The organism is Arthrobacter sp. 05N429 (assembly GCF_056397045.1).
Genome location: NZ_JBFTMQ010000011.1, coordinates 16,669 through 32,167, shown reverse-complemented (window position 1 = coordinate 32,167; position 15,499 = coordinate 16,669). Strand labels below are relative to the sequence as shown.

Here is a 15,499-nt window from a genome sequence, read left to right as displayed (position 1 = left end):
ACGGCCGAAAGCGGGTGGTGAAGCCACGTGGAGTCTCCGCGCACAACCCCACGGCCACCCACAGACGGCGCCGGGCCGCTCCGGGCCGCCTGCTGCCGCTTACTGCCGGGGCGTCCGGACAACTTCGCTGATCCAGGCGCGGGTCTTCTCATCGAGCGGCCCGGCCACGTTACTCGCCCGGGCCTTGCGGTCCGCTTTGATCTTCTGCAGGACCATCCGTCCGAGACCCGCGAAGACGGCGGCGGCAACAACGGGCAACAGCACGGATTTCGATTTCTCAGACATAAGCACATGCTACTGACGGGGCACCGGGGTGGCCATAGCGTCGTCGCAGGTCACACCGCGTGATGAGGCCGTCCGCAGGGGATCGCGCCCGGCCTGCCGCCCCCGGCATCGGGGCGGGCACCGTTCACACTCCCGGCCGAATGCGGCCGGACGCACCGCGGCCGGTAGAATGGGGATGCAAGCTCGCGGAGCGCCCTTTCACGCTGTATTTAACACACTGTCCTCACACACAGCGGATCGGCGTGAGACGGCACCCTCCGCTGCGCCCTTACCCAATGCTCACGCACAGGAGTTGCCGGATGCCCCGGATCGTTGTCGACGTCATGCCCAAGCCCGAGATTCTCGACCCGCAGGGGAAGGCCATCGTGGGAGCACTCCCCCGGCTGGGCTTCACCGCTTTCAGCGCGGTCCGTCAGGGAAAGCGTTTTGAACTCACGGTCGACGGCGAGGTGACCGAGGAAATCCTGGCCCAGGCCCGGAACGCGGCAGAGACCCTGCTGTCCAACCCGGTCATCGAGGACGTCGTCAACGTCGAGGTCGTCGAGGCCTGAGATGACTGAACTCCCCCTGATCGGCGAGGCCATCGCCGTCGCGGCGCACCCGCAGCTCGCTGGTGCCAAGATCGGCGTCGTCACCTTCCCCGGCACCCTGGACGACCGCGACGCCGTCCGTGCCGTCCGCCTGGCCGGCGCCACCCCCGTGGCCCTCTGGCACGCAGACACCACCCTCAGTGACGTCGACGCCGTCGTCATTCCCGGCGGTTTTTCCTACGGCGACTACCTCCGCGCCGGCGCCATCTCCCGGTTCGCGCCGCTGATGTCCAGGATCATCGACGCCGCCAACTCGGACGCCAGGCTGCCTGTCCTGGGCATCTGCAACGGCTTCCAGATCCTCACCGAATCGCACCTGCTCCCCGGCTCGATGATCAAGAACGATCACCTGAAGTTCATGTGCCGCGACCAGGTCCTGCGCGTGGAGAACAACTCCACCGCGTGGACCGGGGACTACGCCGTCGGCCAGGAAATCACCGTGCCGCTGAAAAACCAGGACGGCCAGTACATCGCGGACGAGAAGACCCTGGACGCCCTGGAGGCGGAGGGCCGTGTGGTGTTCCGCTACGTCGGCTGGAACCCGAACGGCTCGCGCCGCGACATCGCCGGCATCTCCAACGCCGCGGGCAACGTGGTGGGCCTCATGCCGCACCCGGAGCACGCCGTGGAGGCCGGGTTCGGCCCCGAAGAGGGCTCCGGCACCGAGGGCCTCGGCTTCTTCACCTCTGTCCTGAACAAAATCGTGGGAGACAACAAATGACGGAGACGTCGACCGGCCGGACGGCAGGCACCGCCACCGAGACCAAGAAGTTCAATATCGACACCGTCGAGAACGCGGCCAAGACCCCGGACGTGGAGCTCCCCTGGGCCGAGCTGGGCCTGAAGCAGAACGAATTCGACGAGGTCGTCAAGGTCCTGGGCCGCCGCCCGACCGGCGCCGAGCTCGCCATGTACTCCGTGATGTGGAGCGAGCACTGCTCCTACAAATCCTCGAAGAACCACCTGCGCCAGTTCGGCGAAAAGGTGACCGAGGAGATGAAGAAGGACATGCTCGTGGGCATCGGCGAAAACGCCGGTGTCACCAACCTGGGCGACGGCTGGGCCGTGACGTTCAAGATCGAGTCCCACAACTCGCCGTCGTTCGTGGAGCCCTACCAGGGCGCCGCGACCGGCATCGGCGGCATTGTCCGCGACATCATCTCCATGGGCGCACGCCCGGTCGCGGTGATGGACCCGCTGCGCTTCGGGGCCATTGACCACCCGGACACGGCCCGCGTCATGCACGGCGCCGTGGCCGGCATCGGCGGCTACGGGAACTCCCTTGGCCTGCCGAACATCGGCGGCGAAATGGTCTTCGACGCGGTGTACCAGGGCAACCCGCTGGTCAACGCCCTGGCCGTCGGCGTCATGCGGCACGAGGACATCCGCCTCGCCAACGCCTCCGGCAAGGGCAACAAGGTGGTGCTCTTCGGCGCCCGCACCGGCGGCGACGGCATCGGCGGCGCCTCCGTGCTGGCCTCGGAATCCTTCGACGACACCAAACCGTCCAAGCGCCCCGCCGTCCAGGTGGGCGACCCCTTCGCGGAGAAGGTCCTGATCGAGTGCTGCCTCGAGCTGTTCAAGGGCTCACTGGTTGAGGGCATCCAGGACCTCGGCGCCGCAGGCATCTCCTGCGCCACGTCCGAGCTCGCCTCCAACGGCGACGGCGGCATGGAAGTCGAACTGACCTCCGTCCTGCTGCGCGACCCCACCCTGACCCCGGGCGAAATCCTGATGTCGGAGTCGCAGGAACGCATGATGGCCGTCGTCACCCCCGAGAACATCGCCGCGTTTGAAGCGGTCATGGACAAGTGGGCCGTGGAGTACTCCTGGCTGGGCGAGGTGACCGACACCGGCCGCCTCATCATCACGTGGGAAGGCGAAGTCATCGTCGACGTCGACCCGCGCACCGTGGCGCACGACGGCCCGGTCTACGACCGTCCGTACGCCCGCCCCGAGTGGCAGGACGCAGTCCAGGCCGACGCGTTCACCGGCTCCGTGCAGGACGCCGGCCGCCCTTCCGCCCCCGCGGAACTGGCCGCAGCCGTCACCGAGCTCGTGGCCTCGCCGAACATGTGCAGCAAGTCCTGGATCACCAACCAGTACGACCGCTACGTCGGCGGCAACACGGCGATGGCGTTCCCGGACGACGCCGGCGTGGTCCGGGTGGACGAGGAAACCGGCCTGGGCGTGGCCCTGGCCACTGACGCCAACGGCCGCTACACCTACCTCGATCCGTACCACGGCGCGCAGCTGGCCCTGGCCGAGGCGTACCGCAACGTCGCCACCTCCGGCGCCGTGCCCATGGCCGTCAGCGACTGCCTGAACTTCGGCTCCCCCGAGGATCCCGACGTCATGTGGCAGCTCGCCGAAGCCATCCGCGGCCTGTCCGACGCCTGCATGGTCCTGGGCATCCCGGTCACCGGCGGCAACGTCTCGCTGTACAACCAGACCGGCACCACCCCCATCCACCCCTCCCCCGTCGTGGCCGTGCTCGGCAAGTTCGACGACGTCGCGCGCCGCACGCCGTCGGGCTGGAAGGAAGACGGCCAGGCCATCTACCTGCTGGGCACGACGGCGGCGGAACTGGACGGTTCGGAATGGTCCAACATGCGCGGACACCTCGGCGGGCTGCCGCCCAAGGTTGACCTCGCGGCCGAACGCGAACTGGGCGAGATCCTGATCAACGCCTCCCGCGACGGCATGGTGGACGCCGCCCACGACCTCTCCGAAGGCGGCCTCGCGGCTGCCCTCGTGGAGTCCTCGCTGCGCTACGGCGTCGGTGCCCGGATCGCCCTGCAGGACGTCCTGGACCGCGACGGCGTGGACCTGTTCACCGCACTGTTCTCCGAGACGCAGGGCCGAGCCATCGTGGCCGTGCCCCGCTCCGAGGAGATCCGCTTCAAGGACATGTGCACCGCGCGCGGTTTCGCACACATCCGGATCGGCGTGGTGGACGCCGAGGGCGGCACGCTGGAGATCAACGGCGTCGAGACCATGAACCTCGAGTCCCTCCGCGAAGCCCACGAGGCCACCCTGCCGAAGTACTTCGGGTAACGTCCCACCCACCGCACCATCGACTGCTCCGCAACCGCCCTTTTGAACCCTCAGAACGGCAGTTGCGGAGCAGTCGTTGTGGTTTAACGGCCCGGAAGCGCTTCGGCAACGGTGAAGGGTCGTCCGTGGAAATCGTCCGGCAGCGTGCGCGCGGTTTTCATGGCTTCATGAGACCAGAACCGCGCCAGCCCCGCAGAAGTTATCCACACCTTGCCATCCGCTGCTCCATAAGTGCCGTTTTGAGGCGTCAAGAGGGCGTTGGGCCCACGCCGGCAGGGTTCCCTGGCCGAGCTTGCGAGGCGAGGGAGCCGGTGGGGAGCACTCGATGGGGGTTAGTTAGTCGTCGCTGCGGAGTTCTCGCTGGCGGGCGCTGAGCAGTTCCAGTTCCGGCCGCGCCGCCACGAAGCGTTCGACGGCGGCCAGCACCTCGACGAGGTGCGCCCGGTCCGCCGCGACCAGCCCCACGCCAATCAGGGCGCGCCGGTACTGGTCCTGCAGGCCGGCCTCGGTCACGGAGACGTCGAAGCGGCGCTTGAGCTCGGCCAGCACCGGGCGCACCACGGAGCGTTTCTCCTTCAGGCTGTGGACATCGCCGAGGAGGACATCGAATTCAATCCAACCGATCCACATGCCTCAATTTTTACATCGGTTGCTCCCCACCGGCCCAGGCGCCGTTTTGAGGGCTCAAAAGGGCGGCTGGGCCCACGCCGGCAGGGTTCCCTGGCCGAGCTTGCGAGGCGAGGGAACCGGTGGGGAGCAGTCGATCGGGGTTAGATGGTGAGTTCGCCCATCCGGTCCCAGCCGTCCCCGTCGAACTGGCGGCTGATGATCCGGGGTGTCTCCAGCAGGGCCTGCGGCATGTCCGCCATGGCCTGCTTGAAGTGGGCGCTGTTGACGTGGTCCCCGGCGGCGTCGTCCTTGAAAGCCTCGACCAGGACGAACTCGTTGGGGTCCTCCACACTGCGGGACCAGTCGAACCAGAGGTTGCCGGGCTCCCGGCGGGTGGCCTGGGTGAAGTCCTCCACGAGGCCGAGCCAGCGCTCTGACCAGTCGGGCTTGACCTTGAATTTGACGACAATGAAGATCACGGGAAAGTGCCTTTCGGTGCGGGGGGACGGTGTTCCATTCTTGCAGGAGGCTCAGCAGGCCTGGACCGCCTCCCTGGCCAGTTCCTGCTGCCGCAGGGTGCCGACGCGTTCGGCCCACTGCTCCGCGAGCTGGAATTCGACCATCGCCTCCGTGCAGCGGCCTGCGTCGTGCAGGGTCCAGCCTAGGTTGTTGTGCAAGGCCACGAGCCACCGCTTGGTCCGCTCGTCGTGCACGGTCGAGGCGTACTCCAGGGCGCTGCGGGTCCAGATTTCGGCGTGGGCTGAGTCGGCGATGGCCAGCATGTGCAGGGCATCCACGGCCAGGAATTCCTCGCCCAGATGGTCCGCGAGTTCGGCGGCCTGTTCAAAAAGCGGTACGGCCATTTCCGCGTGGCCGCTGGAGTTCAGCACCCGCCCGCGTTCAAGGAGCACCCGGACGGCCACGGTGGGCTCGTCGCCGTCGATCGCGTCCAGCAGCGCGTCGGCTTCCTCGTACCGGCCCTGCAGCCCGATGGCCCGCCCCAGCTGGGTGGTGAGTTCGGCCCGTTCGTCGGCGTCGTAGCGGTCCTCGGATACTGCCGCGCGGAAGCGGGCTTCCGAAACGGCGGGGTCATCGAAGTTCCATAGTTGGTCAAGGGTCTGTTGATTCAGCATTGTGCCTGCTCTCAGTCCACACCTGCGGCCAGTTCCTGTGCACTCCTAATGTATCGGGAAGTGATGTGGCCCCGAGCCCGCTTCGTCAGGGCGCCGCCTGCCGCGTAGAACCAGTTGGACGGCCCGCCGAAGGCCGTGATGTGGATCAGGACCCGGCCCGTTGCATCGATGGAAATCTCGAACGCTTCCTCACCCCGGACCGGATGCCCGGGGAGGGTCCCGTAACCGAACCCGGCGGACTGCGGGGCGCCGCCGGGCACCGGCCGGCGGACCCAGACGACCTCGCAGGGAGCATTGAGCCGGAACGGCCCGACGCCGAAGCCGCTCACCACGCGCGTGCCGGGGACCACGACGTCGGACTCCGCGCGGACCCGCAGCCCTGCAAGTTTCTGCAACTGCCAGGTCAGCATGCCCTGGACCACGCGGCGATACGTGGCCATGCCCTCGCCGACAAAGGCGTGGGTGACCAGGCAGTCGGCGTCTGCGGGCGGCGGGCCATGCTCGGTGGACCCGATCCCTTCATAGTTCAGCTCCCCGGCCGCGATCCGCGCGTTCACCCCTGGCCGCCGGCCAGCCGCGCCCAGCCCAGCTGTTCCTGTTGGCGCCGGCTCAGCGAAGCCACCACGAGGTCGTACGAGTCCTCGACCATGTCGCGCACCATCGAATCGGGCAGGGACCCGTCCAGGCGGACTCCGTTCCAATGTTTTTTGTTCATGTGCCACGCCCCGGTGATTTCCGGGTGGGCGGCGCGCAGCTGCTCGGCCAGGGCAGGCTCGCATTTCAGGCTCACGGCGAAATCGTGGTGGTCCATCGCGGACAGTGCGAACATCTTGGCTGCGTGGCCGGCACTGCCGGAAACTGCGGCCCGCACCTTGAAGACGGACGTCTCCGGTCCGAACGGGAAGTCCTCGAAGGCGCCGGGAAAGCCAAGGCAAATTCCCCGGAGTGCAACTACATCCATGGTCCGAGCCTACTGGCCGGCCCGGACATTTTGCAGGGCTCGTCCTGCTCCACCGGAAGAGCCGTCAGAGGCCGAAGCGCCGGGCGTCCTGCGCCGGGCAGGCGTTCATGATGACGTCGAGGCCGGCGGCCTTCGCGCGGGCGGCCGCCGCTTCATCGATGACACCCAGCTGCATCCAGACCGCCTTAGCGCCGACGGCAATCGCCTGATCCACCACGGCCCCCACTTTCTGGGAATTCACAAAACAGTCGACGACGTCGATCGGCTGCTTCTCAGCCGGGATATCGGCCAAGGTGGCGTAGCCGGCCTCCCCATGCACGGGATCAGCGAGCAGATTCACCGGGATGATCTCCATCCCGAGCCGGTCCCGGATGAACAGGGACGTATCGTAGGCGGCACGCCATTGATTCGTGGACAGGCCGACAATGGCCCACCGCCCCTTGGTGCGCATGAGTTTTTCCAGGACTGCCGGATCGTTGACGTGGGCCATGTGGACAGCCTATCCGCCGCGCTTCCGGCGGGGCGGGAAGAGCCTGCGCGCGGCCCGCCGCGGCATTTTCCCGACGTCGGGCCCTCGGTGGAGATCCAACTGTCGAACAAGTGACTGGCGCCTGCTCCAATGGGGCGGCGAGTCCGAATATTACGCAGGAAAACCTTCCCATTTGGGAAAAAGTGCCGATTCCGATTTAGTGGGGAACGACCATCCCGAGCGGCCGAGAGACCTGGATCGATGAAGCCGCAGCAACCCTGGTCGCCGTCATCCCTCCCTGGATACCGGCGATAGCAAGGTATGGAGCCAAGGGAACCACCGGACTGACCACCCGGACCAAAGGCTCATTCCGTAGGGTGCTACTGCCAGGACCGATGGAGTATTCCTATGACTGCTGTCCTGTCCTCCTCCGCTGCCGAGGCGCCCCTGGCTGCCTCCGCCGTTGCCGCCACCCGCACACCGGCCCTGCCGGTTGCCTTCCGTTCCCTGCGCCGAGCCTTCGGTAGCGGGGCAGACTCCCACACCGTCCTGCGCGACGTGGACTTCGAGATCCGTGCTGGCGAGGTTCTGGCGATTCTCGGCACCTCGGGCTGTGGCAAGTCCACGCTGCTCCGGGCCACCGCCGGGCTGGACTCCCCCAGTGCCGGCAGCGTCGATATCGACGGCATGCCCGTCCAAGGGATCGACTCCCGCTGCGCCTTCGCCTTCCAGGAACCGCGCCTCCTGCCGTGGCACACCCTGCAGGCCAATATCGCGATCGGACTGCCGAAGGGGGTCAGTGCCAGGGACGGCAAGGCAAAAGTGGCCCGGTTGCTCGACCTCGTGGGGCTGACCGACTTCGCCGGGCACCGTCCCCGCGAAGTCTCGGGAGGCATGGCACAGCGCGCCTCCCTGGCGAGGGCACTCGCGCGCAACCCCGGCGTCCTGCTCCTCGATGAACCGTTCGGCGCGCTGGACGCGCTGACGCGGATCAAGATGCAGGACCTGCTGCTGGACATCCACCGCGCCGAACCCACCACGGTGCTGCTGGTGACCCACGACGTCGACGAGGCCCTCCAGCTTGCCGACCGCATCATCGTCCTGGGCAAGGAGGCCGACGCCGGTGCGGATTCAGCCGCCGCGTTGCCCGGGGCGACGATCGTCCGCACTGTGAGCGTGCCCGGCGAGCGCCCCCGGGACCGCGGTTCAGTGGAACTCGCCCGGTTGCGGGCGTCGCTCCTGGAGACCCTCGGCGTCGACGGCCATTAGCCGCCACGCCGGCCGGGTCCCTCCGCGTTCCCCCGCCAGGAGCGCCGCAGCCGCGGCTGCGGCCGCCCGCCTTTCCACCCGCCACGTCCGTCCGCCTTTCGCGTCAATCGCTTCATTCCTCAGAGGAGTCCCATGTCATTCGCCCGCAAAGCCACCCGCCGGTCCGTCATCGGCGCCGCCGCCTTCTCCGCCGTCCTCGTCCTCACGGGCTGCGTCGCAGGTGAGGGTTCAGGCGGGTCGGCCGCGGCAAGCGCCGGCGTCGAGAGCGGCACGCTCAACATCGATTTCGCCACGTACAACCCGCTGAGCCTGGTCATCAAGAAGAAGGGCTGGCTTGAAGCCGCCCTGAAGGACCAGGGCGTCACCGTCAATTGGGTCCAGTCCGCCGGGTCCAACAAGGCCAATGAGGCGCTGCGCTCCGGCGCGATCGACGTCGGTTCCACGGCCGGTTCGGCGGCACTGCTGGCCCGCGCCAACGGTTCCCCGATCAAGACCATCGACATCTACTCCCAGCCGGAATGGGCGGCGCTGGTGGCGAAAGGGTCCTCCGGCATCACCACCGTGGCTGACCTCAAGGGCAAGTCGGTGGCCGCGACTAAAGGAACGGACCCGTACTTCTTCCTGCTTCAGTCGCTCTCCGAAGCCGGGATCTCCGCCACGGACGTCACAGTTCAGAACCTGCAGCACGCCGACGGCCGTGCCGCGCTGGAAAACGGCTCGGTGGATGCCTGGTCGGGCCTGGACCCGATCATGGCCGGTGCGGAGCAGAAGGGTGCCAAGCTCTTCTACCGGAACCTCTCCTTCAACACCTATGGCTTCCTGAACGCCACGGAATCCTTCCTGAAGGACAAGCCGAAGCTGGCGCAGGCCGTCGTCAACGCCTACGAGAAGGCCCGTGCGTGGGCCGCGGCCAACCCGGACGAGACTGCTCAGATCCTCGCCGAAGCTGCTGGCCTGGACCTCGCCGTCGCGAAGACCGTGGTGCTGGAGCGCAGCAACCTCAACGTCGACCCGGCACCGGGCGAGGCGCAGCGCAAGGTCCTGGAGAAGATCGGCCCCACATTTGTGGAGACCGGCGACGTCGCGAGCCAGCAGCAGATCGACGACGCCGTCGCCTCCCTTCTCGATGACTCGCTGGTGAAGAAGGCGGACGCGTCCGCCATCAAGGATTCCTGATGGCACCGCCCAGGAATTCCGCCGTCACCGGCAACAGTGTTGCGGACGGGCGCGCTGCAGCCGTCCCCGCAACTCCAGCAGACGCCGCCCAGCCGAGCTCCCCCGTTATGGGTGCGGGTGGCTCCCCGGCGAACGGATGGTCCCCCGCCGGGATCCTGGCCACCGGCTGGGCGCGTCTGCTCCTTGGACTGATCATTCCCGGCGCGGTGCTGGCCGCCTGGCAGCTCTCGACGGCTGCCGGGGTGTTCAGCATTGTCCAGCTCCCGCCGCCGGCCATGGTGCTGGAGGCCGGACTCGACCTCCTGCAGCGGGGGCAGCTCGGCCAGCACATCGCGATCTCCACCCAGCGTGTGCTGATTGGTTTCGCCGCCGGAGCGAGCCTCGGGCTGGTTCTCGGATCCCTGGTGGGCCTGTCCAGGTTCGCGGACGCCCTGCTCGCGCCGACTGTCGGCGCCCTCCGCGCGGTACCGTCCCTGGCGTGGGTGCCGCTGCTCATACTCTGGATGAAGATCGGCGAGGATTCCAAGATCACGCTGATCCTGATCGGCGCCTTCTTCCCCGTGTTCACCACCGTCTCCTTGGCGCTGCGCCACGTGGACCGGAACCTGGTGGAAGCCGCGCGCGCGTTCGGGCTCAAAGGCGTCAAGCTGCTGACCACGGTGCAGCTTCCGGCCGTGGTGCCGGCCGTCTTCTCCGGCCTCCGGCTCGCGCTGGCCCAGGCGTGGCTGTTCCTGGTGGCCGCCGAACTCATCGCCTCCTCGATGGGACTCGGGTTCCTGCTCACGGACTCGCAGAACAACGGCCGCACCGACCGGCTCCTGCTGGCCATCGTGCTCCTCGCCGTGATCGGAAAAACCACCGACGCCCTGCTGGGCCTGGCCGAGAAATGGGCGGTGAAACGATGGGCGTAGCCATCCAAACCGCCCCGGCCAGCGTTCCTGTCACAGAAGAGGAGCGCCTCGCCTTCTGGGAGGCGGCCGCCCTCCGCCTCGACTGGGAGGACGTGCCCGGGCAGGACAAACCGTGGAGCACCGCGCACCGCCGCGTCCCGGCCGACGTCGGCGCCGGCATCGGCCCGGACATCACCTGGTTTGAAGGCGGAAAGCTCAACGTCGCCCACAACTGCGTCGACCGCCATGTAGCGGCGGGACGCGGGGACAAGGTGGCCCTGCACTTCGAGGGCGAGCCGGGCGACCGCCGCACCATCAGCTATGCCGAACTGCAGCGCGAGGTCTCCAAGGCCGCCAACGCGCTGCTGGGCCTCGGCATCACCAGGGGCGACCGGGTGGTCGTCTACCTCCCGGTCATCCCCGAAACCGTGATCATCACCCTTGCCGTGGCCCGCATCGGCGCCATCCACTCGCTGGTCTTCGGGGGCTTCTCCGCCGAGGCGCTCAAGTTCCGGGTGGAGGACACCGGCGCCAAACTGCTGGTCACCACCGACGGCCAGTTCCGCCGCGGCGCGGCCGTGCCGGTCAAGGACAACGCGGATGCCGCCGTGTCCGGGGACAACGCCATCGAGCACGTCCTGGTGGTCAACCGCACCACAGCACCGGAGCTCCTGGACACGGTCCCGATGACCGCCGGCCGCGACGTCTGGTGGCATGACGCCGTCGGGACCGCCGCCGACGTCCACGACGCCGAAGCGTTCGACGCCGAGACGCCGCTGTTCATCATGTACACCTCCGGCACCACCGGGAAGCCCAAGGGCCTGGTCCACACCTCCGGCGGCTACCTCACACAGGCGTCCTGGAGCTTCGAGCACCTCTTCAGCAACCCGGACCCCGCGCTCCGCGACCGGGACGTCCACTGGTGCACGGCGGACCTCGCCTGGGTCACCGCGCACACTTATGAGCTCTACGGCCCGCTCTCCAACGGCGCCACGCAGGTGATCTTCGAGGGCACGCCCAACACCCCGCACCCGGGCCGGCACTTCGAGATCATCGAACGCTACGGCGTGACGCAGTACTACACCGCGCCCACCCTGGTCCGCTCGCTGATGGGCTGGTTCCCGGACGGCGTTCCGGACACGTACGACCTCTCCTCCATCCGCCTGCTCGGCACCGTGGGCGAGGCCGTGAACCCGGAGGCGTGGCGCTGGTTCCGGGCGAACGTGGGGGCCGGCACCGCCCCGGTGGTCGACACCTGGTGGCAGTCCGAAACCGGCGCCACCATCCTCTCCCCTGCACCCACGGACACGGACTTCAAGCCCGGCTGCGCCGCCCGGCCGCTGCCCGGCGTCGGCACCCGGATCGTGGACGAGGCCGGCAACACGGTCCCGCCCGGCGTCCAGGGCTTCATCGTGGTGGACGCCCCCGGCCCCGCCATCGCCCGCACCGTCTGGGGCAACCCGCAGCGCTACTTCGACTCCTACTGGCGCCAGTACGCGGACCGGGGCTGGTTCCTCGCCGGGGACGGCGCCAAGTACGACGACGACGGCGACATCTGGATCCTCGGGCGCGTGGATGACACCCTCAACGTCTCGGGACACCTGCTCTCCACGATCGAGATCGAATCGGCCCTCGTCTCCCACCCGGACGTCGTGGAGGCCGGTGTGTGCCCGGTCGCGGACCCGAAGACCGGCCACGCGATCGTCGCCTTCGTAGTGTTGAAGGATTCGGCGGCAACCGAGGACATCGCGTTCGAACTGAAGGCCCACGTCGCGACGCAGATCGGTCCGATCGCCAAGCCGCGCGACGTCGTCGTCGTTCCTGATGTGCCGAAGACGCGCAGCGGCAAGATCATGCGCCGGCTGCTGACCCAACTGTTCGAGGGCACCGGGCTCGGTGACACCACCTCACTCCAGAACGAACCATCCATCGCGGGCATCCAGGATGTCCTGCGGATCCGCAACACCCCGAAGTAAGGAACTCCCATGACTGACATCAGCAACGTCGCCCGTCTCTCCGAACCGCTCAAGTTCGCCTATTGGGTTCCGAATGTTTCCGGCGGCCTGGTGGTTTCCACCATCGAACAGCGCACCGGCTGGGACTTCGACTACAACAAGAAACTCGCCCGGATCGCGGAAAACTCCGGCTTCGAATACGCCCTCACCCAGACCCGCTACGCCGCCTCCTACGGCGCGGACAAGCAGCACGAGGCCACCTCGTTCAGCCTCGCGCTGCTGGCCGCCACCGAGCGGCTGAAGGTGATTTCCGCCGTGCACCCGGGCATGTGGCACCCCGGCGTCCTGGCGAAATTCATCATCACCGCGGACCACATCTCCAACGGCCGCGCCGCCGTGAACATCGTCTCCGGCTGGCTCAAGGACGAGTTCACCAACTTCGGCCTCGAATGGCTTGAACACGACGAGCGCTACGTCCGCACCGAGGAATTCATCAAGGTCCTCCGCGGGCTCTGGACCGAGCAGGACTACAGCCAGTCCGGCAAGTACTACAACATCAACAACTTCACCCTGCAGCCTGCCCCGGTGGACGTGCCGGGCCGGGCGCACCCCGAGATCTTCTTCGGCGGCAACTCCACCGCGGCGCAGGCCACCGCCGGCCGCGTGGCCGACTGGTACTTCTCCAACGGCAAGGACCTCGAAGGGTTCAAGGAGAACATCGCCGGTGTTGTGGCCGCGTCCGGCGAGACCACGCGTGGCACCGATGGCGCCCTCCCCGCCCCCAGGTTCGGGTTGAACGGCTTCGTCATCGCCCGCGATTCCGAGAAGGAAGCCCGCGACACCCTCCGTGAGATCGTCGAGAAGGCGCACAAACCCGCCGTCGAGGGGTTCCGCGCCGCGGTCCAGGAGGCCGGGGCAGCAACGAAGGACGGCAAGGGCATGTGGGCCGATTCGAGTTTCGAGGACCTGGTCCAGTACAACGACGGTTTCAAGACCCAACTGATCGGCACCCCGGAGCAGATCGCCGAGCGGATCGTGGAGTACAAGAAGATCGGCGTGAACCTGTTCCTCACCGGCTACCTGCACTTCCAGGAGGAGGTCGCCGCGTTCGGCCAGGACATCCTGCCGATCGTCCGCGAACTCGAAGGGGACCTGGCCCGCAAACACGGCACAGAACTTGACCTGTCCGGCACGCCGGCGGCAAACGTAGGGGTGGCGGCATAATGGCTGACCGCAAGTTCGGTTTCCGCACCCGCGCCCTGCACGCCGGCGGCACTCCCGACGCCGAGCACGGCGCCCGCGCCGTGCCGATCTACCAGACGACGTCCTTCGTGTTCAAGGACACCCAGGACGCCGCCAACCTCTTCGCGTTGCAGAAGTACGGCAACATCTACTCCCGGATCGGCAACCCCACGGTGGCCGCGTTCGAGGAGCGCATCGCCTCCCTCGAGGGCGGCATCGGCGCGGTGGCCACGTCCTCGGGCATGGCCGCGGAATTCATCACGTTCGCCGCGCTCACCCAGGCCGGCGACCACATCGTCGCGGCCTCCCAGCTGTACGGCGGCACGGTGACCCAGCTCGACGTCACGCTGCGCCGCTTCGGCGTGGACACCACGTTCGTTCCCGGCACCGACCCTGCGGATTACGCCGCCGCGGTCCGGGAAAACACCAAGGCGATCTTCGTCGAGGTGGTGGCCAACCCGTCCTCGGAAGTCCAGGACTTGGAGGGGCTGGCGAAAGTGGCGCACGACGCCGGCATCCCGCTCGTCGTCGACGCCACCTTGAGCACGCCGTACCTCGTGCGGCCGATCGAGCACGGGGCGGACATTGTGATCCACTCCGCCACCAAGTTCCTCGGCGGGCACGGCACCACCCTCGGCGGCGTGATCGTCGAAAGCGGCCGCTTCAACTGGGGCAACGGCAAGTTCCCCACCATGACCGAACCGGTGGCCTCCTACGGCAACGTCTCCTGGTGGGGCAACTTCGGCGAGTACGGCTTCCTCACCAAGCTCCGTTGCGAGCAGCTGCGCGACATCGGCCCCGCACTGTCCCCGCAGTCGGCCTTCCAGCTGCTGCAGGGCGTCGAGACCCTCCCGCAGCGCCTCGACGAACACCTCCGGAATGCCCAGGCCGTGGCCGAATGGCTGGAGGCGGACGAGCGCGTCGCCTATGTGAACTTCTCCGGTCTGCCCTCGCACCCGCACTTCGAACGGGCGCAAAAGTACCTGCCACTGGGTCCCGGATCCGTCTTCTCCTTCGGTGTGAAGGGCGGCCGTACCGCGGGCCAGAAGTTCATCGAGTCACTGCAGCTGGCCTCGCATCTGGCCAATGTCGGCGACTCACGCACCCTCGTGATCCACCCCGGCTCCACCACCCACCAGCAGCTCAGCCCCGAACAGCTCGAGTCCGCCGGAGTCCCCGAGGACCTGGTCCGCATCTCGATCGGTCTCGAAGACATCGAGGACATCCTCTGGGACCTCGACCAGGCGCTGGACGCCGCGTCACTGGAGACCGTGGAACCCGACGCGGAGGCACTTCCGGCCGGGTCGGATGAAGCAGCCGCCTGCACGATCGGAGCAAACGCATGAGCAGCGAAGAAACCAGGACCTGGACCGGGCCCTCGGCGCCGGATCGGCTGAACCTGCTGCGGCAGGCGAAGTCCATCGCGATTGTGGGCGCCTCTGACAAGCCGTCCCGCGCCAGCTACTTCGTGGCGACCTACCTGCAGTCCTCCACGCGGTACAAGGTGTACTTCGTGAACCCGGTGGTCAAGGAGATCCTGGGCGAGCCGACGTACGCCTCGCTCGCTGACCTGCCGGAGAGCCCGGACATCGTGGACGTGTTCCGCAGGCACGACGACCTGCCGGGCGTCCTGGACGAGGCCGTCGCGGCCGGCGCCAAGACGCTGTGGCTGCAGCTCGGTTCGTGGCATGAGGATGTCGCGAAGGAAGCGGAAGCCGCCGGGCTCGACGTCGTGATGGACCGCTGCGTGAAGATTGAGCATGCCCGATTCCACGGCGGCCTGCACCTGGCCGGTTTCGACACCGGCGTCATTTCGTCCAAGCGGCAGGTCCTGGCCTAGTTCGTCTGCCGAACTCGCGGGAA

At 67.7% G+C, this 15,499-nt stretch carries 17 protein-coding genes; 10 read left to right on the top strand and 7 right to left on the bottom strand.

Annotation, left to right across the window (positions count from 1 at the left end; all coding sequences use genetic code 11):
* Nucleotides 1-99: 99 nt before the first annotated feature.
* Nucleotides 100-285 (bottom strand): hypothetical protein, encoded by a 186-nt coding sequence (locus AC1DF4_RS15780; protein ID WP_476913763.1) that lies wholly within the window; start codon nucleotides 283-285, stop codon nucleotides 100-102.
* 299 nt (nucleotides 286-584) lie between these two features.
* Here AC1DF4_RS15780 and purS point away from each other — a divergent pair, with 299 nt between their 5' ends.
* From purS to purL, 3 genes are read left to right on the top strand one after another with little or no spacing between them, the layout of a single operon-like run.
* Nucleotides 585-836 carry a phosphoribosylformylglycinamidine synthase subunit PurS gene (gene purS, locus AC1DF4_RS15775; protein WP_056427643.1) on the top strand — a complete coding sequence of 84 codons (252 nt, stop codon included), beginning with the start codon at nucleotides 585-587 and terminating at the stop codon, nucleotides 834-836.
* 1 nt (nucleotide 837) lies between these two features.
* Nucleotides 838-1,596 carry a phosphoribosylformylglycinamidine synthase subunit PurQ gene (gene purQ, locus AC1DF4_RS15770; protein WP_476913762.1) on the top strand — a complete coding sequence of 253 codons (759 nt, stop codon included), beginning with the start codon at nucleotides 838-840 and terminating at the stop codon, nucleotides 1,594-1,596.
* A complete protein-coding gene (purL, locus tag AC1DF4_RS15765) occupies nucleotides 1,593-3,932 on the top strand; it encodes a phosphoribosylformylglycinamidine synthase subunit PurL (protein ID WP_476913761.1) in 2,340 nt (779 codons plus the stop codon). Before purQ ends, purL begins: the two co-directional genes overlap by 4 nt.
* A 336-nt stretch (nucleotides 3,933-4,268) precedes the next feature.
* Here the strand turns inward: purL and AC1DF4_RS15760 are convergent, their stop codons facing one another.
* The 6 genes from AC1DF4_RS15760 to AC1DF4_RS15735 form a co-directional block, all read right to left on the bottom strand.
* Nucleotides 4,269-4,562: a DUF503 domain-containing protein gene (locus AC1DF4_RS15760; RefSeq protein WP_224048425.1), complete on the bottom strand. Its 294-nt coding sequence runs from the start codon at nucleotides 4,560-4,562 to the stop codon at nucleotides 4,269-4,271.
* A 140-nt stretch (nucleotides 4,563-4,702) separates the two neighbouring features.
* Nucleotides 4,703-5,020 (bottom strand): putative quinol monooxygenase, encoded by a 318-nt coding sequence (locus AC1DF4_RS15755; RefSeq protein ID WP_476913760.1) that lies wholly within the window; start codon nucleotides 5,018-5,020, stop codon nucleotides 4,703-4,705.
* 51 nt (nucleotides 5,021-5,071) lie between these two features.
* Complete coding sequence (locus tag AC1DF4_RS15750; RefSeq protein WP_476913759.1) at nucleotides 5,072-5,674, bottom strand: hypothetical protein; 603 nt, start codon at nucleotides 5,672-5,674, stop codon at nucleotides 5,072-5,074.
* A gap of 11 nt (nucleotides 5,675-5,685) precedes the next feature.
* On the bottom strand, nucleotides 5,686-6,231 hold the full coding sequence (locus AC1DF4_RS15745) for a DUF1990 family protein (protein WP_476913758.1): 546 nt from the start codon (nucleotides 6,229-6,231) through the stop codon (nucleotides 5,686-5,688).
* Nucleotides 6,228-6,635 (bottom strand): MmcQ/YjbR family DNA-binding protein, encoded by a 408-nt coding sequence (locus tag AC1DF4_RS15740; protein WP_476913757.1) that lies wholly within the window; start codon nucleotides 6,633-6,635, stop codon nucleotides 6,228-6,230. Before AC1DF4_RS15740 ends, AC1DF4_RS15745 begins: the two co-directional genes overlap by 4 nt.
* A 64-nt stretch (nucleotides 6,636-6,699) precedes the next feature.
* Nucleotides 6,700-7,125 (bottom strand): CoA-binding protein, encoded by a 426-nt coding sequence (locus AC1DF4_RS15735; protein WP_476913756.1) that lies wholly within the window; start codon nucleotides 7,123-7,125, stop codon nucleotides 6,700-6,702.
* Between the two features lie 387 nt (nucleotides 7,126-7,512).
* On the opposite strand from AC1DF4_RS15735, the gene AC1DF4_RS15730 reads away from it, so the two are divergent.
* The 7 genes from AC1DF4_RS15730 (at nucleotide 7,513) to AC1DF4_RS15700 (ending at nucleotide 15,476) form a co-directional block, all read left to right on the top strand.
* Complete coding sequence (locus tag AC1DF4_RS15730) at nucleotides 7,513-8,373, top strand: ABC transporter ATP-binding protein (RefSeq protein ID WP_476913755.1); 861 nt, start codon at nucleotides 7,513-7,515, stop codon at nucleotides 8,371-8,373.
* Nucleotides 8,374-8,505: 132 nt separating this feature from the next.
* Entirely contained in the window at nucleotides 8,506-9,549 is a 1,044-nt protein-coding gene (locus AC1DF4_RS15725) for an aliphatic sulfonate ABC transporter substrate-binding protein (RefSeq protein WP_476913754.1), read from the top strand.
* Nucleotides 9,549-10,460 (top strand): ABC transporter permease, encoded by a 912-nt coding sequence (locus AC1DF4_RS15720; RefSeq protein WP_476913753.1) that lies wholly within the window; start codon nucleotides 9,549-9,551, stop codon nucleotides 10,458-10,460. Before AC1DF4_RS15725 ends, AC1DF4_RS15720 begins: the two co-directional genes overlap by 1 nt.
* Entirely contained in the window at nucleotides 10,451-12,415 is a 1,965-nt protein-coding gene (gene acs, locus AC1DF4_RS15715) for an acetate--CoA ligase (RefSeq protein WP_476913752.1), read from the top strand. The genes AC1DF4_RS15720 and acs overlap by 10 nt, the downstream gene beginning before the upstream one ends.
* A gap of 9 nt (nucleotides 12,416-12,424) precedes the next feature.
* Nucleotides 12,425-13,618: a dimethylsulfone monooxygenase SfnG gene (gene sfnG / locus AC1DF4_RS15710; protein ID WP_476913751.1), complete on the top strand. Its 1,194-nt coding sequence runs from the start codon at nucleotides 12,425-12,427 to the stop codon at nucleotides 13,616-13,618.
* Entirely contained in the window at nucleotides 13,618-14,982 is a 1,365-nt protein-coding gene (locus AC1DF4_RS15705; protein ID WP_476913750.1) for an O-acetylhomoserine aminocarboxypropyltransferase/cysteine synthase family protein, read from the top strand. The genes sfnG and AC1DF4_RS15705 overlap by 1 nt, the downstream gene beginning before the upstream one ends.
* On the top strand, nucleotides 14,979-15,476 hold the full coding sequence (locus tag AC1DF4_RS15700) for a CoA-binding protein (RefSeq protein ID WP_476913749.1): 498 nt from the start codon (nucleotides 14,979-14,981) through the stop codon (nucleotides 15,474-15,476). The genes AC1DF4_RS15705 and AC1DF4_RS15700 overlap by 4 nt, the downstream gene beginning before the upstream one ends.
* Nucleotides 15,477-15,499 lie beyond the last annotated feature (23 nt).